The organism is Pseudomonas machongensis, assembly GCF_034961125.1.
Taxonomy (GTDB): domain Bacteria; phylum Pseudomonadota; class Gammaproteobacteria; order Pseudomonadales; family Pseudomonadaceae; genus Aquipseudomonas; species Aquipseudomonas machongensis.
Genome location: NZ_JAYFUI010000190.1, coordinates 323,383 through 343,850 on the forward strand (window position 1 = coordinate 323,383; position 20,468 = coordinate 343,850).

A 20,468-nucleotide genomic window follows, 5' to 3' on the forward strand; every position below is an offset into this window, starting at 1 on the left:
ATCCCGTGCCTCTATAAAAATATGCTTGAAAACAAAGGCTTCAAAGCCCTTTAACACGTGGCGCCAACTCTATGTTCTGACAGGCGTTTTACCCACGCAAAAAACGAGTGACATTAAGCTAGCACGACCAAAGACAACTTTACACCGTGTGTCGCACATGCAAGGCGCATTTGCCTACAGATATCGCCCAATCTTCACGCATCAGGCGTCAACCATGGCCATGGCCTCCTCCACATCAACTGCAACAAGACGTGAACAACCGGGCTCATGCATGGTGACCCCCATCAATTGATCGGCCATTTCCATGGCAATCTTGTTATGCGTAATGTAGATGAACTGCACGGTCTCGCTCATTTCCTTCACCAACCGGGCGTAACGCCCGACGTTGGCATCGTCCAGCGGCGCATCGACTTCGTCGAGCATGCAGAACGGTGCCGGGTTCAGCTTGAAGATGGCAAACACCAACGCCAATGCGGTCAGTGCCTTCTCGCCGCCGGACAGCAAATGAATGGTGCTGTTCTTCTTGCCCGGCGGGCGCGCCATGATCGTCACCCCTGTATCGAGTAGATCTTCGCCCGTCAGTTCCAGATAAGCGCTGCCGCCACCGAAAACTTTTGGGAAAAGTGCCTGTAATCCGGCATTTATCTGATCAAAGGTATCCTTGAAACGGTTTCGGGTTTCCTTGTCGATCTTGCGGATGACGTTCTCGAGCGTCTCCAGCGCCTCGACCAGGTCAGCGTTCTGGGCATCGAGATAGCGCTTGCGCTCGGACTGCTGCTCGTACTCCTCGATTGCCGCCAGGTTGATCGCACCCAGGCGCTGGATACGCGCTTCAGTCTGCTCCAATTCCTGCTCGGTACCCTGCTCGCTGGCCTCGGGCTCGAGCGTGGCGAGCACACCCTGCAGGTCGTAACCGTCGGCAAGCAACTGCTCTTGCAAGGTCTTGCGCCGCACATCCAGGCCCTGGGACTCAAGGCGTGACTGCTCCAGTTGCCCGCGCAACAACTGGGCCTGCTGTTCAGCCTGGGCACGGCGTTTTTCGACGTCGCGCAGTTCGCGATCGGCCTCGTCCATGTGCAGGCGCGCCTGGCGCATTTCCTCATCGACACTCATGCGCCGTTCGAGCAGCTCTTCGAGCTTCAGGCGCAACTCTTCCAGCGGGGCCTCGCCCTCTTCAAGATTGAGGCTCAACTGCTCCTGGCGCTCGCTCAGACGCGCGGCCTGCTGCTCAAGACGCTCCAGGGCCTGGCGCGTGGAGTCGTGCTGGGCGCGCAGGGAACCCAGGCGCACCGCCAACTGGTGGGCATGGTCCTTGTGCTGACGGGCCTCCTGGCGGACGCGATCGAGGGTTTCGCGCAGGGTGTCGCGACGGGCCATCAGTTGTTCACGCTGCTCGGTGTCCTGGGCCATGAGATCCAGGGCTTCCTGCAGCACCAGGCGCGCTTCGCCCAGTTGCTCATGCTCCAGGGCGCGTTGCTCCTGGAGTTCGGCCAGTTCTTCCTGCAAGCGGCGGCGGCGCAGCTCCAACTGTTCGGCACGAGCACGCCCGGCAGACAGGCTCGCCTTCAGCTCGCCAAGCTGCCGGTTTTCGTCCTGGCTGCGGCGGCGCAGTTGCTCGCGCTGTTCCTCATGGGCGAGCTGTTGCTCGCGAAGGTCTTGCAGCTGCTGCGTGAGCTGTTCGAGCAACGCCTCGTGCTCCAGTTGCTCATGGCCGAGGCGCTCGATCTCCTGCCCTCGCGCCAATACGCCACCCTGGGACTCGCCACCGCGGCTGACCCGCAGGAAATGCCGGCCCACCCAGTAGCCATCGCGGCTGACCAGGCTGTGGCCCTCTTCAAGCGTGGCGCGCAGGGCCAGGGCCTGCTCCAGGGATTCGACCGGCTTGACCTGGCCGAGCCAGGGTGCCAGATCGATGCGTCCGTCGACCTTGTCCAGCAGACTACCAGGCAGGCGCGCCCCCTCGCCGCTCGCCAGCAGCAGGCGCAGGTCACCCTGCTCCAGGGGGGCAAAATCAAGTGCAGCAAAATCGTCCACCAGCACCGCCTGCAGGTCGGCACCCAATACGGTCTCCACCGCCAGCTCCCAGCCGGGCTCCACACGCAGCCCTTCAGCCAGGCGCGGACGGTTGCCCAAGCCCTGCCCGTGCAGCCATTCAGCCGCACCGCTGCCGGGTTCGAGGGCCGCTTGCTGCAGGGCCTCCAGTGACGCCAGACGCCCGCCCAGGCGCTGCAATTCACCCTGCTGTTGTTGCTGGGCCTGGGTCGCCTGCTGCAGTTGCTCGCGCACAGCCTCAAGCCGCTCGACCACCTGCTGCTCCTGCAACTGCAACGCTTCGAGCTGCAACTCGCTGCCAGCCACCTGCTCCGACAGTTCGAGCATGGCGGCGTCCTGGGGATCGGCGCCCAGTTGCTGGTTCTCTTCGCTCAGCTTGCGCTGGCGCTCGGCCAGACGTTCCAGGCTGCTCTCCAGCTGCTGCAGGCGTGCCTGCTGGACCTCGGCCTGACGCCGTGGCTCGGCGGAGCGGGTATTGAAATCGTCCCACTGAGCCTGCCAGCCGTGCATGCCCAGCTCGGCCTCCTCGAGCGTCGCAGCGGACTCTTCGGCGGCGGCGAGGGTCATTTCCTGCTCGGGCTCGAGCATCGCCAGATCTTCGGCCAGGGTCGCCAGCAGGGTGCGGTCGTGGCCCAGGTGCGACTCGGTTTCCAGGCGCGTGCGCTCGGCTTCCTTGAGATCATCCTGCAACTGGCGCAGGCGCTGCTGGCCGTGCTGGATGCTCTGCTCGACCCGGGCGATATCGCCCGCTACGGAATAGAAGCGCCCCTGCACCTGGTTGAACCGCTCGGACAGCTCATGGTGCCCGTCGCGCAGGCGTTCGATGCTGGCATCGGCATTGCGCTGCTCGGCCACCAGTGCCTCGAAGGCCACTTCCTGGTCACCGATGATGCTTTCGCGCTGGCGCATGCGCTCATCCAGTGCACGCCAGCGCAGTGCCGACAAGCGCGCCTTGAGTTGGCGCTCCTGGGCCTTGTATTCGCGGTATTTCTCGGCGGCCTGGGCCTGGCGATGCAGGCGTTCGAGCTGGCGCTCCAGCTCTTCGCGCAGGTCGGTCAGGCGCGCCAGGTTCTCCTGGGTGCGGCGGATGCGGTTCTCGGTCTCGCGGCGACGCTCCTTGTACTTGGAGATGCCCGCCGCTTCCTCGATGAAGTTGCGCAGCTCCTCGGGCTTGGCCTCGATCAGCTTGGAGATCATGCCCTGCTCGATGATCGAGTAGCTGCGCGGGCCCAGGCCAGTGCCAAGGAAGATATCGGTGATGTCACGGCGGCGGCACTTGGTGCCGTTGAGGTAGTAGGTGTTCTGCGCGTCGCGGGTCACCTTGCGACGGATGGAGATCTCGGCATAGGCGGCGTATTCACCGACCAGCGTGCTGTCGCTGTTGTCGAACACCAGCTCGATGCTCGCCTGGCTCACCGGCTTGCGCCCGGAGGAGCCGTTGAAGATGACGTCGGTCATCGACTCGCCACGCAGGTTCTTCGCCGAGCTTTCGCCCATGACCCAGCGTACGGCGTCGATGATGTTGGATTTGCCACAGCCGTTGGGCCCGACCACCGCCGCCATGTTGCTGGGGAAATTGACCGTGGTGGGATCGACGAACGACTTGAACCCGGCCAGGCGAATGCACTTGAGGCGCATCGGTCAGGCCTGCGCCAGCGCAGCCAACACCAGCTCGCAGCTGCGTTGGCAATAGGCGATCAGCACCTCGCGGATACGCGGCAGGTCGCGCAGCAATACTGCCTCCAGCAGACGGGCGAACAGGTCGACATAGTCGTCCATGCTGGCCTGGCGTTGATCCAGCGCCAGGTAGTAGGCGCGGCTCATGGCCGGCTGCAGGTTCTCCACGGTCTCCTGCAGGTAAGGGTTGCGTGCGAAGGGGAAGGCGGCGCGCATGACGGCGAAACTTTCGGCGACGAAGGCCTTGATGTCCAGGTTGCTGCGGGCCTGGTGCAGGCGCTGCTGGATCTCCAGGAACGGCAGCAGGTCGGTCTCGCTGCGCCACTGCTGCGCGACGGCGTTGCCCAGCAGGATGTACAGCTCGCCCATGAGGCTGCACAGGCTGCGCACACTGTGCTCGTCGAGCTCGGTGACGTGGGCTCCGCGACGCGGCAGGATAGCCACCAGATGACGACGTTCAAGAATCAGCAGCGCTTCGCGTACCGAGCCGCGGCTGACATTCAGGGCCTGGGTGACCTTCTGCTCCTGGATGCGCTCGCCGGGTGCAAGCTCGCCGCGAATGATCCGCTCGGCCAGGTAGTGGGCAATTTGCTCGGAGAGGCTGTCCGGCGCCTTGAACGTCATGATTTTCCTTCGGAATCGAAAACGGGGCACGAAAGGCGCGATTGTAGCGCACTCGCCGGGCTTGCGCGCAGCGGCGCGCGAGGCTTTGTGCGACCTGTCGGTCAGTTGCCATGCCCGGCGCGATCTATGCTTGTAAAGAGACAGGGTTGGGCGGCCAGAACCCCGCACGGGCAAAATCTTGACCTTTGAGTCAGAAAAATATTGACCTCAAGGTCAGCCCTTGCTTAGAGTCCGCCCAACAACAATAAAACCATTACGAGGCCTTCCCCGTGATCCAGTTTCTCGTCAACCAGGAGCTGCGCAACGAGCACGCCCTGGACCCGAACATGACGGTGCTGCAGTACCTGCGCGAGCACCTGGGCAAACCCGGCACCAAGGAAGGCTGCGCCAGCGGCGACTGCGGCGCCTGCACCGTAGTCGTGGGCGAACTGACCCCGGATGACCTGGGCCAGCCGACGCTGCGTTATCGCAGCCTCAACTCCTGCCTGACGTTCGTTTCCTCCTTGCACGGCAAGCAACTGATCAGTGTCGAGGGCCTCAAGCACCAGGGCGAGCTGCACAGCGTGCAGAAGGCCATGGCCGACTGCCACGGCTCGCAGTGCGGCTTCTGCACTCCAGGCTTCGTCATGTCGCTGTTCGCCCTGCAGAAGAACAGCAGCGGCCACGACCTGCACCAGGCCCAGGAAGCCCTGGCCGGCAACCTGTGCCGCTGCACCGGCTACCGGCCGATACTCGACGCCGCCGAGCAGAGTTGCGCCCGCCCCTGCCAGGACCAGTTCGACGCCCAGCAGGCACAGACCATCGCCCGTCTCCAGGCCATCGCCCCGCAGCAGACAGGCGAGCTCAACAGTGGTGACAAGCGCTGCCTGGTCCCACTGACCGTCGCCGACCTGGCCGACCTGTACAGCTCGCACCCCGAGGCACGCCTGCTCGCAGGCGGCACCGACCTGGCACTGGAAGTCACCCAGTTCCACAAGACCCTGCCGGTGATGATCTATGTCGGCCATGTCGCCGAGCTCAAGCGCATCGACAAGACCAGCAGCCACCTGGAAATCGGCGCCGCCACCCCGCTCACCGACTGCTATGGCGCGCTGAACGAGGAATACCCCGACTTCGGCGCCCTGCTGCACCGCTTCGCTTCGCTGCAGATCCGCAACCAGGGCACCTTGGGCGGCAACATCGGCAACGCCTCGCCGATCGGCGACTCGCCACCCCTGCTGATCGCCCTCAACGCACAGATCGTCCTGCGCCAGGGCGATCGCCAGCGCACGATGGCGCTGGAAGACTATTTCATCGACTACCGCATCACGGCCCGCCAGGACAGCGAGTTCATCGAGAAGATCCTGGTGCCACGCGCCAGCAGCGAGTGGTCGTTCCGCGCCTACAAGGTGTCCAAGCGTCTGGACGATGACATATCTGCGGTATGCGCAGCGTTCAACCTGAACATCGAGAACGGCGTGGTCGGCGGCGTGCGAATCGCCTTCGGTGGCATGGCAGCGATTCCCAAGCGTGCCCGTGCCTGCGAGGCGGCGCTGCTTGGCAAGCCCTGGAACCAGGCGAGCATCGAGCGCGCCTGCCAGGCACTGGCCGAAGACTTCAGCCCACTGACGGATTTTCGCGCCAGCAAGGAATACCGCCTGCTGACCGCGCAGAACCTGCTGCGCAAATACTTCATCGAACAGCAATCGCCGTACATCGAGACCCGGGTGACCGCTTATGTCTAACCATCACGCCGTCAAGAGCCAGGCCGAGATGGCCGAGCTGTTCAGCCAGGACCTGACCAGCGGGGTCGGTCGCAGCGTCAAGCACGACAGCGCCGACAAGCACGTGTCAGGTGAAGCGGTGTACATCGACGACCGCCTGGAATTCCCCAACCAGTTGCACGTCTATGCGCGCACCGCCGACCGTGCTCACGCGCGCATCCTGCGCATCGACACGACCCCCTGCTATCAGTTCGAAGGCGTGCGCATCGCCATCACTCACGAGGACATTCCTGGGCTCAAGGATATCGGCCCGGTGGTCGCGGGCGATCCGCTGCTGGCCATCGACAAGGTCGAATTCTTCGGCCAGCCGGTGCTCGCCGTCGCCGCCCGCGACCTGGACACCGCTCGCCGCGCCGCCTTGGCGGCCATCGTCGAATACGAAGACCTGGAACCGGTGCTCGATGTGGTCGAGGCCTTGCGCAAGAAACATTTCGTGCTCGACAGCCACACTCACCAGCGCGGCGACTCGGCCAAGGCCCTGGCCAGTGCCCCGCATCGCCTGCAAGGCACCCTGCACATCGGCGGCCAGGAGCACTTCTACCTGGAAACCCAGATTTCTTCGGTAATGCCCACCGAAGACGGTGGCATGATCGTCTACTGCTCGACGCAGAACCCCACCGAGGTGCAGAAGCTGGTCGCCGAAGTGCTCGACGTGCCGATGAACAAGGTGGTGCTGGACATGCGCCGCATGGGCGGCGGTTTTGGTGGCAAGGAAACCCAGGCCGCCAGCCCCGCTTGCCTGTGCGCGGTGATCGCGCGCCTCACCGGGCAGCCGACCAAGATGCGCCTGCCGCGGGTCGAGGACATGACCATGACCGGCAAGCGTCACCCGTTCTACGTCGAATATGACGTCGGCTTCGATGATGAAGGCCGCCTGCACGGCATCGAATTCGACCTGGCCGGCAACTGCGGTTATTCGCCGGACCTGTCCGGCTCGATCGTCGACCGCGCCATGTTCCACTCCGACAACGCCTACTACCTGGGCGACGCCACGGTGAACGGCCACCGCTGCAAGACCAATACCGCGTCGAACACCGCCTACCGCGGCTTCGGCGGCCCGCAGGGGATGGTCGCCATCGAGCAGGTGATGGACCACATCGCCCGCCACCTGGCGCTCGACCCGCTGGCGGTGCGCAAGGCCAACTACTACGGCAAGACCGAGCGCAACGTCACCCACTACTACCAGACCGTCGAGCACAACCTGCTCGAGGAAATGACCGCCGACCTGGAAGCCAGCAGCGACTATGCCGAGCGGCGCAAGTCGATCCGCCAGTTCAACGAACACAGCCCGGTGCTGAAGAAGGGCCTGGCTCTGACCCCGGTGAAGTTCGGTATCTCGTTCACGGCCACCTTCCTCAACCAGGCGGGCGCCTTGATCCACATCTATACCGACGGCAGCATCCACCTCAACCACGGCGGCACCGAGATGGGCCAGGGCTTGAATACCAAGGTCGCCCAGGTGGTGGCGCAGGTGTTCCAGGTCGATTTCAACCGCATCCAGATCACTGCCACCAACACCGACAAGGTGCCCAACACCTCGCCAACGGCGGCGTCCAGCGGCGCCGACCTGAACGGCAAGGCGGCGCAGAACGCGGCCGAAATCCTCAAGAAACGCCTGACCGAGTTCGCCGCCCGGCACTACCAGGTCACCGAGGAAGATGTCGAGTTCCGCAACGGCCATGTCCGCGTGCGCGACCAGTTGCTGAGCTTCGAGCAACTGGTGCAACAGGCCTACTTCGCGCAGGTGTCGCTGTCGAGCACGGGCTTCTACCGCACGCCGAAGATCTTCTACGACCGCAGCCAGGCGCGCGGCCGGCCGTTCTATTACTTCGCCTTTGGTGCCGCCTGCGTCGAAGTGATCGTCGACACCCTGACCGGCGAGTACAAGATGCTGCGCGCCGACATCCTGCACGACGTCGGCGACTCGCTGAACCCGGCGATCGACATCGGTCAGGTCGAGGGCGGCTTCATCCAGGGCATGGGCTGGCTGACCACCGAGGAGCTGGTGTGGAATGCCAAGGGCAAGCTGATGACCAACGGCCCGGCGAGCTACAAGATCCCGGCGGTGGCCGACATGCCCCTGGACCTGCGCGTGAAGCTGGTGGAAAACCGCAAGAACCCCGAGGACACGGTGTTCCATTCCAAGGCCGTGGGCGAGCCGCCGTTCATGCTCGGTATCGCGGCCTGGTGCGCGATCAAGGATGCGGTGGCGAGCCTCGCCGACTATCGCGTGCAGCCGCACATCGACGCACCGGCGACACCCGAGCGGGTGCTGTGGGGGTGCGAGCAGATGCGCAAGGCAGTGGCGCAACAGCAGCCGACCGAACAAGAACTGGAAACCGTCACCCACTGACAGCGAGGGATTCCCTGGGAGCGGGCTTGCCCGCGAATGTGAGGAGGGCCTTACCGTCCTCTTCGCGGGCAAGCCCGCTCCTACAGGGCCCTCAGCATGGTTTAGAGAGGCTACATCATGCACCAATGGATCAATGCCCTCGCCGACCACCAGTCCCGCGGCGAACCCTGCATCCTGGTGACCATCATCGAGGAGCGCGGCTCGACGCCACGCAACGCTGGCTCGAAGATGGTGGTCAGCGCCAGCAACCTGTTCGACACCATCGGTGGCGGGCACCTGGAGTTCAAGGCCCTGCACATCGCCCGGCAGATGCTTGCCGAGCAGCGCAGCACACCGCATCTGGAGCGCTTCAGCCTGGGCGCGAGCCTGGGCCAGTGCTGTGGCGGCGTCACGGTGCTGTTGTTCGAACCCATGGCGCCGGTGCAGGCGCAGATCGCGGTGTTCGGCGCGGGCCATGTCGGCCGGGCTCTGGTACCCTTGCTCGCCGCATTGCCCTGCCGGGTGCGCTGGATTGATTCGCGCGAGCAGGAGTTCCCGCCGCTTATCCCCCACGGGGTGACCAAGGTGGTCAGCGAGGAGCCGGTCGACGAAGTGGCCGAACTGCCGCCGGGCAGCTACTGCATCGTCATGACCCACAATCACCAGCTCGACCTGGAACTGACCGCCGCCATCCTCAAGCGCAACGACTTCACCTGGTTCGGCCTGATCGGCTCGAAGACCAAACGGGTCAAGTTCGAACACCGCCTGCGCGAGCGCGGCTACGACGATGCCGTGCTGGCACGCATGCGCTGCCCCATGGGCCTGCCGGAGGTCAAGGGCAAGCTGCCCATCGAGATCGCGGTGTCCATCGCCGGCGAAATCATTGCCACCTACAACGCCTGCTTCGGCCAGCATGACGCTGGCGCCAATGCAGGCCCCATTGCCCAGTTGCTGCCGCCCTCCCGGCGCAGCCAAGCCATTTGACGAGCGCTTTATGACTGCAACCCGCAAAGCCTACCGAGCCGCCATCCTGCACAGCATCGCCGACCCTGCCGAGGTCGGCCTGGAGGCCTCCCACGAATACTACAAAGACGGCCTGCTGGTGGTCGACGAAGGCCGCATCAGCGCCCTGGGGCACGCCACCGACCTGCTGCCGACCCTCGACGCCGATATCGAAGTGGTGCACTACCAGGACGCCCTGATCACCCCGGGCTTCATCGACACCCATATCCATTTCCCGCAGACCGGCATGATCGGCTCCTACGGCGAGCAACTGCTGGACTGGCTGAACACCTACACCTTCCCTTGCGAAAAGCAGTTCGCCGACAAGGCCCATGCCGACAAAGTGGCGAAGATCTTCCTGCAGGAACTGCTGCGCAACGGCACCACCACCGCGCTGGTGTTCGGCAGCGTGCACCCGGAGTCGGTCAATGCCCTGTTCGAGGAGGCCGAGCGCCTGGACCTGCGGCTGATCGCCGGCAAGGTGATGATGGACCGCAATGCCCCCGACTACCTGACCGACACCGCCGAGTCGAGCTACAGCGAGAGCAAGGCGCTGATCCAGCGCTGGCATGGCAAGGCTCGCCTGCACTATGCGGTGACGCCGCGCTTCGCGCCCACCAGCACGCCTGAACAACTGGCCATGGCCGGGCAACTGCTCAAGGAGCATCCGGGCGTGTACCTGCACACCCACCTGTCGGAGAACCTCAAGGAGATCGACTGGGTCAAGGAACTGTTCCCCGAGCGCAAGGGCTACCTGGACGTCTACGACCATTTCGAACTGCTGGGCGAGCGCTCGGTGTTCGCCCACGGCGTGCACCTGTGCGACGAGGAATGCCAGCGCCTGGCCGAGACCGGCTCGGCCGTGGCCTTCTGTCCGACGTCCAACCTGTTCCTGGGCAGTGGCCTGTTCAACCTGCCCCAGGCCGAGCGTTTCAAGGTCAATGTCGGGCTGGGCACCGATGTGGGCGCTGGAACCAGCTTCTCGCTGCTCAACACGCTGAACGAGGCGTACAAGGTGATGCAACTGCAGGGTGCGCGCCTGCACCCTTACAAGTCGCTGTACCTGGCGACCCTCGGCGGCGCCCGCGCCCTGCGCCTGGACGACCGCATCGGCAGCCTGCGCGCCGGCAACGATGCCGATTTCGTGGTGCTCGACTACAAGGCCACGCCGCTGCTGGACTACCGCATCCAGCAATCCAACAGCATCGAGGAGACCTTGTTCGTGCTGACCACCCTGGGCGATGACCGTACCGTGCGCGAGACCTTCGCCGCGGGGCGCTCGGTACATCGGCGCTGATGCACAAAGGGCCGCTGCGCGGCCCATCGCTGGACGAGCCCGCTCCCACAGAGAAAGCACCGGGCCCGAGGGGTGTGCTGTACCTGAACTGCCGCAAAGATTGGATTCATGTCCAACTTGGCAGCAGTCCAACCTGTGGGAGCGGGCTGGTCCCGCGATGGGCTGCACAGCAGCCCTCGGTCATTCATTCAGGCAAACGATCAACCCTTGGCGGCAGCCTTGGGTTTTTTCAGCAGGTGCGAGAACACCGCATGCAGGTCGTCGGACGCGCTGTCTTCGTCAAGGTTGAGCTTGCTGTCGATATGATCCATGTGATGCATCATCAGGCTCACCGCCTGCTCGGCATCGCGCGCCTCGATGGCGTCGATCAGTTGCATGTGCTCGTCGTAAGAGCAATGCGAGCGATTGCCGCTTTCGTACTGGGCGATGATCAACGACGTTTGCGACACCAGGCTGCGCTGGAAGCTGACCAGCGGTGCATTGCCGGCCGCCTCGGCCAGCTTGAGGTGGAACTCGCCGGAAAGACGGATGCCGGCGCCACGATCGCCACGCGAGAAGCTGTCGCGCTCCTCGCGGACCATCTGGCGCAGTTCGTTGAGTTGCTCGCCGGTGGCGTGCTGCACCGCAAGCTCGGTGATGGCGCGCTCGACCATGCGCCGGGAGAAGAACACCTGGCGCGCCTCCTCCACCGTGGGGCTGGCCACGACAGCACCACGATTGGGTCGCAGCAACACCACGCTTTCATGGGCCAGGCGCGACAAGGCGCGGCGAATGATGGTGCGGCTGACGCCGAAGATCTCGCCCAGCGCTTCCTCGCTCAACTTGGTGCCCGGCGCCAGGCGCTGTTCGAGAATGGCCTCGAAAATGTGCGCATAGACGATGTCGTCCTGGGTACCGCTGCGGCCGGCCTTGGCTGTGCGCGCAGGTTTCTTCAGAGGTTGCAGCTGTTCGTTCATGGGCACTCGAGCACAAGGGATCGGCCAGTGGAACCTCGACTGTAATACCTGTCAGAGGGTGGCTGGCAAGTCCTGGGGTGAAAAAAGGGATCAAGGTATCTGCGCATTGTACACAGGCTGAGCCGTTTCTGCAGGTGGCCAATTCCCATATAGCTGCGCTGACGCAGATTGTGCGCACAAAAGATAAAACATTATTTGCATTCTTTGTACACAAAAGCATAATCCACCGAGCAACTTCCTGACTCAAAAGTCAACAAAGCCGTCAGGCGTCTGCCACCCCCTCGCGGAGCCGCCAAGTGCATGCGCAGGACCAAGGCTCCAGAACAACAAGAAAGACTTGAGGAGTACTCGCTGTGGAAAGCCGCAAATCCGAAGCCCCAACGCTGGATCTCGCTGCATCGCCCCGACCGGGATGGCTGGAGCGGATCTTCAAACTCCGGCACCACGGCACGACCGTCAGGACCGAAATGATCGCCGGGATGACCACCTTCATCACCATGGCCTACATCATCTTCGTCAACCCCAACATCATGGCTGACGCCGGTATCGATCACGGTGCCGCCTTCGTCGCCACCTGCATCGCCGCCGCCCTGGGCTGCCTGCTGATGGGCCTTTACGCCAACTGGCCGGTGGGCCTGGCACCGGGCATGGGGCTCAACGCCTTCTTCACCTACACCGTGGTCGGCACCATGGGCTACACCTGGGAGGCCGCGCTGGGCGCCGTGTTCGTCTCGGGCGTGCTGTTCATGCTGCTGACCCTGTCGCGGGTACGCGAGTGGCTGCTCAACAGCATTCCGGTGAGCCTGCGCCATGCCATGGGTGCCGGGGTCGGACTGTTCCTCGGGCTGATCGGCCTGAAGACCGCCGGCATCATCGTCGACAGCCCGGCGACGTTGATCAAGCTCGGTTCGCTGCATGAACCCGGACCGCTGCTGGCGGCCGTGTGTTTCCTGATGATCGCGGTGCTGAGCTACCACCGGGTGTTCGGCGCCATTCTCATCAGCATCATCGCCGTGACCCTGGCCGGCTGGGGCCTGGGCCTGGTGCAGTATGGCGGGGTGTTCTCGCTGCCACCGAGCCTGGCACCGACCTGGATGGCCATGGACGTGGCCGGTGTCTTCAACGTCAGCATGATCAGCGTGGTGCTGGCCTTCCTGTTCGTGCACATGTTCGACACCGCCGGCACCTTGATGGGCGTGGCGCAGCGGGCGAACCTGGTGGCCCCGGACGGTCGGATCGAGAACCTGTCGCGTGCCCTTAAAGCCGACAGTGCCTCCAGCGTGTTCGGCGCCGCAGTCGGTGTACCGCCGGTGACCAGCTACGTGGAAAGTGCCGCCGGGGTCGCCGCGGGCGGGCGCACCGGCCTGACGGCGGTGGTGGTCGGCCTGCTGTTCGTCGCGGCGATGTTCTTCGCCCCGCTGGCCGGGATGATCCCCGCCTATGCCACGGCCGGCGCGCTGATTTACGTGGCGATGCTGATGATGGGCAGCATGGCGCACATCAACTGGGACGAGGCGACCGACAGCATCCCGGCGATCGTCACCGCGATCATGATGCCGTTGACCTTTTCGGTGGCCGACGGCATCGCCCTGGGCTTCATCAGCTACGTCGTGCTCAAGGCCGGGACCGGCAAGTACAAGGAAATTTCCGCAAGCCTGTGGGTGCTGTGCGTGATCTTCATCGCCAAGTTCGTGTTCCTCTGAAACGTCGCCGGGCCCGCACCGGGCCCGCCCCACTCCAGCCGTCAGGAATTTTTCGGAAACCCAATTGGTCGGCGCACCCCTGGATGGATTAAAGTATCACCCCCTGCCCGGCAACCGCCCTCCCCCAAGCGCCCGGCCCATTTCCAGGAACCGCCGACGATGGAACACCGTGAAGCGCTGATCGCGCTGCGCACCTTTCTCTCCTCCCAGATCCTTGGCCAGGAGAAGCTGGTCGAGCGCCTGCTGATCGTCCTGCTCGCCGACGGGCACATGCTGGTCGAGGGTGCACCGGGCCTGGCCAAGACCAAGGCCATCAAAGAGTTGGCCGAGGGTATCGAGGCGCAGTTCCACCGTATCCAGTTCACCCCCGACCTGCTGCCGGCCGACATCACCGGTACCGAGATCTATCGCCCGGAAACCGGCAGCTTCGTGTTCCAGCAAGGGCCGATCTTCCACAACCTGGTCCTGGCAGACGAGATCAACCGCGCCCCGGCCAAGGTGCAATCGGCACTGCTCGAGGCCATGGCCGAGCGCCAGGTCAGCGTGGGCCGCAGCACCTACGAGTTGTCGCCGCTGTTCCTGGTCATGGCCACGCAGAACCCGATCGAGCAGGAAGGCACCTACCCGCTGCCCGAAGCGCAACTCGACCGTTTCCTCATGCACGTGAAAATCGGCTTCCCCGACGCTGCCGTCGAACGTCGTATCCTCCAGCAGGCCCGTGGCGAGGCGCTGGGCGGCGAGGTCAAGCCGGAGCGCCAGGTCAGCCAGCAGGCGATCTTCGCCGCACGCAAGGAAATCCTCGGCCTGTACATGGCCGATGCCGTGGAGGAATACCTGGTGCAACTGGTCATGGCCACGCGCACCCCGGCCAAGTTCGACAGCGAACTGGCCGACTGGATCGCCTACGGCGCCAGCCCCCGTGGCTCGATCGCCCTGGACCGCTGCGCACGTGCCCATGCCTGGCTGGCCGGGCGCGACTTCGTCAGCCCGGAAGACATCCAGGCCGTGCTGTTCGACGTGCTGCGCCACCGCGTCATCCTGTCGTTCGAAGCCGAAGCTGCGGGCATCGACCAGGACCGTGTGGTACAGCGTATCCTCGACGTCGTCGCCGTCGCCTGACCCCATGCCCGCCACGCACCTCGCCGAACCCGGCATCCGCATCGGCCTGGCCGAGCTGATCGACATGCGCCACCGCGTGCGCGAGATCCAGCTGTTCTCCCGGCCCGGCCAGCGCAGCCCGCTGGTGGGCCTGCACCACTCCAAGCTGCGCGGACGCGGGGTCGACTTCGACCAGGTGCGCGTGTACCAGGCCGGCGACGACGTGCGCAACATCGACTGGCGTGTCACCGCTCGCACGCAGGAACCTCACACCAAGCTGTTCCATGAAGAGCGTGAGCGGCCGATCTTCATCATGGTCGAGCAGAGCCAGCGCCTGTTCTTCGGCTCGGGCCTGATGTTCAAGTCGGTGCTCGCGGCCCAGGCGGCGGCGTTGTTCGGTTGGGCCGCGCTGGGCCATAACGACCGCATCGGCGGCCTGGTGTTCGGCGACAACGAACACCACGAGATCAAGCCCCGGCGCAGCAAGCAGAGCCTGCTGCAACTGCTCAACCGCCTGGCCAAGGTCAACCAGTCGCTGCACACCGAAGCGCTGTCCCAATCCGACAGCCTGGGCCTGGCCTTGCGCCGCGCGCGCGAAGTGCTGCGCCCCGGCAGCCTGGCCATCGTCATCTGCGACGAACGCGCACTCACCCCAGCCGTCGAACAGCACCTGGCGATGCTCTCACGCCACTGCGACGTGCTGCTGATGCCGGTCTCCGACCCTCTCGACCACGCCCTGCCCGCCGCTGGCCTGCTACGCTTCGCTCAACGCGGCGCGCACCTGGAGCTCGACACCCTGGACGCCAACCTGCGCCAGCTCTATCGCCACCAGGCCGAAGCACGTATCGAACGCTGGGAACTGCTGGCGCAGAAAATGCGCGTGGTGCTGATGCCGTTGAGCACCCAGAGCGAAATGATCGAGCAGTTGCGCGAGTACCTCAACCAGCGTCCGGGAAGCGGCCAATGAACCCGCTCGACCAGCTGCAACCCCTGATCGCCCCGCCGGCCATCGGCCTTTGGCCACCGGCGCCGGGCTGGTGGCTGTTGCTGGCCCTGCTGCCGCTGCTCGGCTGGGGGCTGTGGCGCCTGCGCCGCTGGCGGCCAGGCCGACGCCAGGCGCCGCCCGCCGAACAGCCGCTGGACCCGATCCGCGTCGAAGCCCTGGCCGAACTCGCCCGCCTGCCGCGCCCCTACGACGGTGCACCGGCGGGTGCCTGGCTGCAGCAGATCAATGCCCTGCTCAAACGCCTGTGCCGCAATCACTACCCTGGCGCCAACAGCCACACGCTCAACGGTCGCCAGTGGCTGGCGTTTCTCGACAACCGCTGTCCAGCCGCGGGCCTGACCCGCTGGATGGTGCTGGTCGAAGGCGCCTACAAGCCCGAGTGCAAGCTCGACGACAAGGCCATCGCCGGGCTCGCCCAGGCGGTCGAGACCTGGATTCGCAAACATGTTTGACCTGGCCTGGCCGTGGATCTTCGCCCTGCTGCCGCTGCCCTGGCTGATGCGCCTGCTGCTGCCTGCCGCCGACAGCGGCGAGCCGGTGCTCAAGGTGGGCTTTCTCGATGAGCTTGAAGGCCTTGCCGGGCGCCGCGCCCGCCTCAACCTGCCCACCTGGCGCCAGCAGGCGCCGTTCGTGGTGATCTGGCTGCTTCTGCTGCTGGCGGCCGCCCGGCCGCAGTGGTTGGGCGACCCGGTACCGATCGCGGCCAGTGGCCGCGACCTGTTGGTGGCGGTGGACGTGTCGGGCTCGATGGACTTCCCCGACATGCAGTGGAAAGGCGACGAAATCAGTCGCCTCGACCTGGTCAAGGCACTGCTCGGTGACTTTCTCCAGGACCGTGAAGGCGACCGGGTCGGGCTGATCCTGTTCGGCAGCGAGGCCTACCTGCAAGCCCCGTTGACCTTCGACCGACGCACCGTGCGTACCTTCCTCGACGAAGCGCAGATCGGCATCGCCGGCAAGAACACCGCCATCGGCGATGCCATCGGCCTTGCGGTCAAGCGCCTGCGTCAGCGCCCGGCACAGAGCCGGGTACTGGTGCTGGTGACCGATGGCGCCAACAACGGCGGGCTGATACATCCCCTGACGGCCGCGCGCCTGGCGGCCCAGGAAGGCGTACGCATCTACACCATCGGCATCGGCGCCAACCCCGACGCCAGTGGTACTCCAGGCCTGCTCGGCCTGAATCCGAGCCTGGACCTGGACGAAGCTTCGCTCAAGGAAATCGCCGAGCTCACCCATGGCGCCTATTTCCGCGCCCATGACGGCGCCGAGCTGAACAGCATCGGTGACACCCTCGATCAGCTCGAACCAGTGGCCCAACAACCCACCCAGGCGCGCACCGCCAGGGAGCTGTATGCCTGGCCGCTGGCCCTGGCGCTGCTGCTCAGCGTCCTGTTGGTGATCGCCGTGCAGTGGCCTGACAATCTGCTGCAACGCGCGCTGCGTCGACCACGCTTTCTGCAGCCCCACCCCGAATGGCGCCAGCGCCTCAAGCGCCTGCGCCTGAGGAGGCGGCGATGATCGAACTCTGGCCACAATGGCTGCGCCCACTCTGGCTGCTGGTGGTGCCCCTGCTCGGCTGGCTGCTGTTCAAGCTCTGGCATCGACGCAAACGTGCCGGACGCTGGCAGATGATCCTGCCGCCGCAGTTCCATGCAGTGTTGCTCGGGGGCGGCAATGGCAGCACCAGCAAGCTGCCGTGGATCGCCCTGGGCCTGGCCTGGCTGCTGGTGCTCCTGGCCCTGCTCGGACCCAGCTGGCAGCGCCTGGAAGAAACCCGCCAACGCCCGGCCGACCCGCTGGTGATCCTGCTCGAACTGACCCCGCAGATGCTCGCCGAAGACAGCCCGCCCAACCGTCTGGAACAGGCCCGACGCAAGGTGCTCGACCTGCTCGAACACCGTCGCGACAGCCAGACCGCGTTGATCGTCTATGCCGGCAGCGCGCACACCCTGGTGCCACTGTCGGATGACCTGAGCACCACACGCAACCTGCTCGAGGCCGTCGACCCCTCGATCATGCCGCAGCCCGGCCACCGCGCCGACCTGGCAGTGCAAAAGGGCCTGGCATTGCTCGCTCAGAGCGGCCTGGGGCAAGGCCGCGTGCTGCTGGTCGGTAGCTCGCTCAGCCATCAGGAGCGCCAGGGTATCGTCCAGGCCCTGGGTCGCCAGGGCCCCTCTTTGTTGATGCTCGGCGTCGGCACCGCCGAGGGCGCGCCCGTGCGCCAGGCCAGTGGCGAGTACCTCAAGGATGACCAGGGCGCCATCCTCGTCCCACGCCTGGACAGCGCCGAGCTCAAGCGCTTCATCGTCGGCACGGGCGGACGCTACCGGCATGCCCGTATCGACGATCTCGACCTGCGCGGTCTGGGCCTGTTCGACTCCCCCCGCGCCCTGCGCAACGACGGCCAGACCCTGCAACTGGACAGCTGGGCCGACCAGGGCTACTGGCTATTGCTGCCCCTGTTGCTGCTGGCCGCCTGCGCCGGACGTCGCGGCTGGCTGTTCTGCCTGCCACTGCTGCTGGCCCTGCCCCAACCGAGCCAGGCGTTCGAATTCCAGGACCTCTGGCGTCGCCCCGACCAACAGGGCCAGCACCTGCTGCAACACCAGCGCCCCGCCGAAGCCGCCCAGCGCTTCGAGGATCCGCAGTGGCGCGGCATGGCACTGTACCAGGCAGGCGACTACACTGGCGCCGCCCAGGCCTTCGCCCAGGGCAACAGCGCCGCGGCCCACTACAATCGAGGCAACGCCCTGGCCCGCGCCGGCGAACTGGATGCCGCTCTGGATGCCTACGAGCAGGCACTGGAGCGCCAGCCCGACCTGCAACCGGCGCTGGACAACCAGGCACTGGTGCAACAACTGCTGCAACAACGCGAGGGCCGCGCCGAGCAAAAACCGGACACCAGCGACGCACAACCGACGCCGAGCCGCGACACCGACGGCAACAGCAGCTCGGCCTCCAGCAGTGCCCAGGGCACGCCCGGCAACGACGAACAGAGCCCAGCGCAGGACGGCGGCGACAGCACCAGCAACAGCAACAACCAGGCGTCGTCCGGCAACCAGGGCGGCGATGATGACAGCCTCACCCAGCCGCCGCAGCGGCCCACCTCTACCAGCCTCGACGCCGAACAGCGCCAGGCCCTGGAGCAGTGGTTGCGGGAGATCCCCGACAACCCGGCGCAGTTGCTGCGACGCAAATTCTGGTACGAACAGCAATTGCATCAGGAACCCCAACGATGAGTCGCCTCGGCGTCTTCTTGCTCAGCCTGCTCTGGCTCACCCTGGCCCAGGCCCAACCGGCGCTGCAGGCGAGTGTCGATCGCACCCGCGTGGAAGCCGGCGAAACCCTGGAGCTCACGCTGGAAAGCCAGGATGTCACCCAGTTCGGCAAACCTGACCTGCGCGCCCTGGAGGGCGACTTCGAAGTGCGCGGCACCCGCCAGCTCAACAGCCTGCACACCCTCGATGGCGAAACCCGTGCCAGCACCCGCTGGATCGTCACCCTGCTGCCACGGCGCAGCGGCAGCCTGCAGATCCCGGAGCTGCAACTGGGGCAGTCGCGCAGCCAGGCCATCGAACTGCAAGTGGTACAACCCGACTCCAATCGCCCGGACAGCGCCTCGCAGGTGTTCATCGAGGCGACCCTCGACAGCCCCGAGGTCTACGTCCAGGCCCAGGCGGTACTGACCCTGCGCATCTACCATTCGGTGTCGCTGTACGACGACAGCAACCTCAGCCCGCTGCGCCTTGAGAACGCCAAGGTCGAGCCGCTGGGCGAGTCACGCACCTACGAAAAAGAAATCAACGGCGTGCGCCATGGCGTGATCGAAACCCGCTACGCGCTTTATCCGCAACAGAGCGGCGCACTGCAAGTGCCTCCCCTGACCTTCACCGCCACCGCTGCCGACAGCACTGAACCGCCTGCCGGCGGGGCACGCAGCGGGCGCCAGGTGCAGGTCAGCTCGCTGCCGCTTGACCTGCAGGTCAAGGCCATCCCCGCGACCTGGCCTGCCGGTGTGACCTGGCTCCCGGCCCGCAGCCTCAGCCTGGAAGAACGTTGGAACCCCGACCCGAACCAGCAGCCGACGCAGATTGGTGATTCCCTGACGCGCAGCATCACCCTGCGCGCCGAGGGACTGTCCAGCACGCAGTTGCCACCGTTGCCGGCTACCGAGGTCACTGGCCTGCGCCGTTACCCGGACCAACCCCTGCTGCGCAACGAGATCAATGAACGCGGCATGACCGCCAATCGTGAGGAGCGCGAAGCGCTGGTGCCGATCCACAGTGGCAACCTGATGCTGCCTGCGCTGGAGGTCACCTGGTGGAACACCCTCGAAGACCATCTGGAGCACAGCAGCCTGCCGGCGCGAAGCATCAAGGTCGACGATAACCCGGCGTTGAGCGCCGACACGCCGGTGGGGGATGTCAGCAGCGGATCTGCGCTGCTCTGGCCGTGGCAACTGGCAACGATGATATTGGCGCTGACCACGCTGCTGGGCTTTGCCCTCTGGTGGCGGGCGCGTTCGCAACCGGCGGTATTGCGCGCATCGCAGAGTGGGCCGAGCCCGCGTACGCTGCTCGACGATCTCAAGCGCGCGACCCTCGCCAACGATCCGCAGGCGACGCGCCAGGCGCTGGACGCCTGGGCGCGGCAGCAACCCGAGACCCTGGCCGAGATGGCGGCGCGCTTCGTGCCCTTGTCCAATGCCCTGGATGGGCTCAATGGCGCGCTCTACAGCGAGGCGGGGCAGCATTGGCAGGGGGATGAGTTGTGGCGGGCGATCGGGGATATTCCTTCGGCTCAGCAGGGGTTGCCTGTGGGTGGGGATGGTGGGGGTTTGCCGCCGCTTTATCCCAAGTGAGTTTTCAGGTGCTTGCCGACAGATTTTCAGCGCCCATGAGATCGAGCGCCGCGCGGGCGGCGCTCGATCTCATGGGCACCAAAAATCTTTCGGC

14 protein-coding genes are annotated in these 20,468 nt (G+C 65.3%); 11 read left to right on the forward strand and 3 right to left on the reverse strand.

Annotation, left to right across the window (positions count from 1 at the left end):
- Positions 1-201: 201 nt before the first annotated feature.
- Complete coding sequence (gene smc, locus VA602_RS23725) at positions 202-3,690, reverse strand: chromosome segregation protein SMC (RefSeq protein ID WP_323454501.1); 3,489 nt, start codon at positions 3,688-3,690, stop codon at positions 202-204.
- Between the two features lie 3 nt (positions 3,691-3,693).
- Positions 3,694-4,353 (reverse strand): GntR family transcriptional regulator, encoded by a 660-nt coding sequence (locus tag VA602_RS23730; RefSeq protein WP_054893630.1) that lies wholly within the window; start codon positions 4,351-4,353, stop codon positions 3,694-3,696.
- 269 nt (positions 4,354-4,622) lie between these two features.
- Here VA602_RS23730 and xdhA point away from each other — a divergent pair, with 269 nt between their 5' ends.
- From xdhA to guaD, 4 genes are all read left to right on the forward strand, one after another.
- A complete protein-coding gene (gene xdhA, locus VA602_RS23735) occupies positions 4,623-6,077 on the forward strand; it encodes a xanthine dehydrogenase small subunit (protein WP_323454502.1) in 1,455 nt (484 codons plus the stop codon).
- Positions 6,070-8,469 (forward strand): xanthine dehydrogenase molybdopterin binding subunit, encoded by a 2,400-nt coding sequence (gene xdhB, locus VA602_RS23740; RefSeq protein WP_063543927.1) that lies wholly within the window; start codon positions 6,070-6,072, stop codon positions 8,467-8,469. The genes xdhA and xdhB overlap by 8 nt, the downstream gene beginning before the upstream one ends.
- Before the next feature lie 117 nt (positions 8,470-8,586).
- Positions 8,587-9,432 (forward strand): xanthine dehydrogenase accessory protein XdhC, encoded by an 846-nt coding sequence (gene xdhC, locus VA602_RS23745; RefSeq protein ID WP_125930396.1) that lies wholly within the window; start codon positions 8,587-8,589, stop codon positions 9,430-9,432.
- Between the two features lie 10 nt (positions 9,433-9,442).
- The gene (guaD, locus tag VA602_RS23750) at positions 9,443-10,747 is read left to right on the forward strand and encodes a guanine deaminase (protein ID WP_323454503.1); all 1,305 of its coding nucleotides are present in this window, start codon (positions 9,443-9,445) and stop codon (positions 10,745-10,747) included.
- A gap of 200 nt (positions 10,748-10,947) precedes the next feature.
- On the opposite strand, the gene VA602_RS23755 is transcribed toward guaD, so the two are convergent.
- Positions 10,948-11,703, reverse strand: coding sequence for a GntR family transcriptional regulator (locus VA602_RS23755; RefSeq protein ID WP_054893625.1), 756 nt, complete (start codon positions 11,701-11,703; stop codon positions 10,948-10,950).
- 467 nt (positions 11,704-12,170) lie between these two features.
- Between VA602_RS23755 and VA602_RS23760 the strand changes: the two genes are divergently transcribed.
- From VA602_RS23760 to VA602_RS23790, 7 genes are all read left to right on the forward strand, one after another.
- Positions 12,171-13,406 carry an NCS2 family permease gene (locus VA602_RS23760; protein ID WP_371105597.1) on the forward strand — a complete coding sequence of 412 codons (1,236 nt, stop codon included), beginning with the start codon at positions 12,171-12,173 and terminating at the stop codon, positions 13,404-13,406.
- Between the two features lie 159 nt (positions 13,407-13,565).
- Positions 13,566-14,525 (forward strand): AAA family ATPase, encoded by a 960-nt coding sequence (locus tag VA602_RS23765; protein WP_054893623.1) that lies wholly within the window; start codon positions 13,566-13,568, stop codon positions 14,523-14,525.
- A 4-nt stretch (positions 14,526-14,529) separates the two neighbouring features.
- Entirely contained in the window at positions 14,530-15,471 is a 942-nt protein-coding gene (locus VA602_RS23770; protein ID WP_063543919.1) for a DUF58 domain-containing protein, read from the forward strand.
- On the forward strand, positions 15,468-15,962 hold the full coding sequence (locus VA602_RS23775; RefSeq protein WP_063543917.1) for a DUF4381 domain-containing protein: 495 nt from the start codon (positions 15,468-15,470) through the stop codon (positions 15,960-15,962). The genes VA602_RS23770 and VA602_RS23775 overlap by 4 nt, the downstream gene beginning before the upstream one ends.
- On the forward strand, positions 15,955-17,031 hold the full coding sequence (locus VA602_RS23780; protein ID WP_054893620.1) for a vWA domain-containing protein: 1,077 nt from the start codon (positions 15,955-15,957) through the stop codon (positions 17,029-17,031). The genes VA602_RS23775 and VA602_RS23780 overlap by 8 nt, the downstream gene beginning before the upstream one ends.
- A complete protein-coding gene (locus VA602_RS23785; RefSeq protein WP_323454504.1) occupies positions 17,028-18,752 on the forward strand; it encodes a tetratricopeptide repeat protein in 1,725 nt (574 codons plus the stop codon). Before VA602_RS23780 ends, VA602_RS23785 begins: the two co-directional genes overlap by 4 nt.
- The gene (locus VA602_RS23790; RefSeq protein ID WP_323454505.1) at positions 18,749-20,374 is read left to right on the forward strand and encodes a BatD family protein; all 1,626 of its coding nucleotides are present in this window, start codon (positions 18,749-18,751) and stop codon (positions 20,372-20,374) included. Before VA602_RS23785 ends, VA602_RS23790 begins: the two co-directional genes overlap by 4 nt.
- Positions 20,375-20,468: the final 94 nt, after the last annotated feature.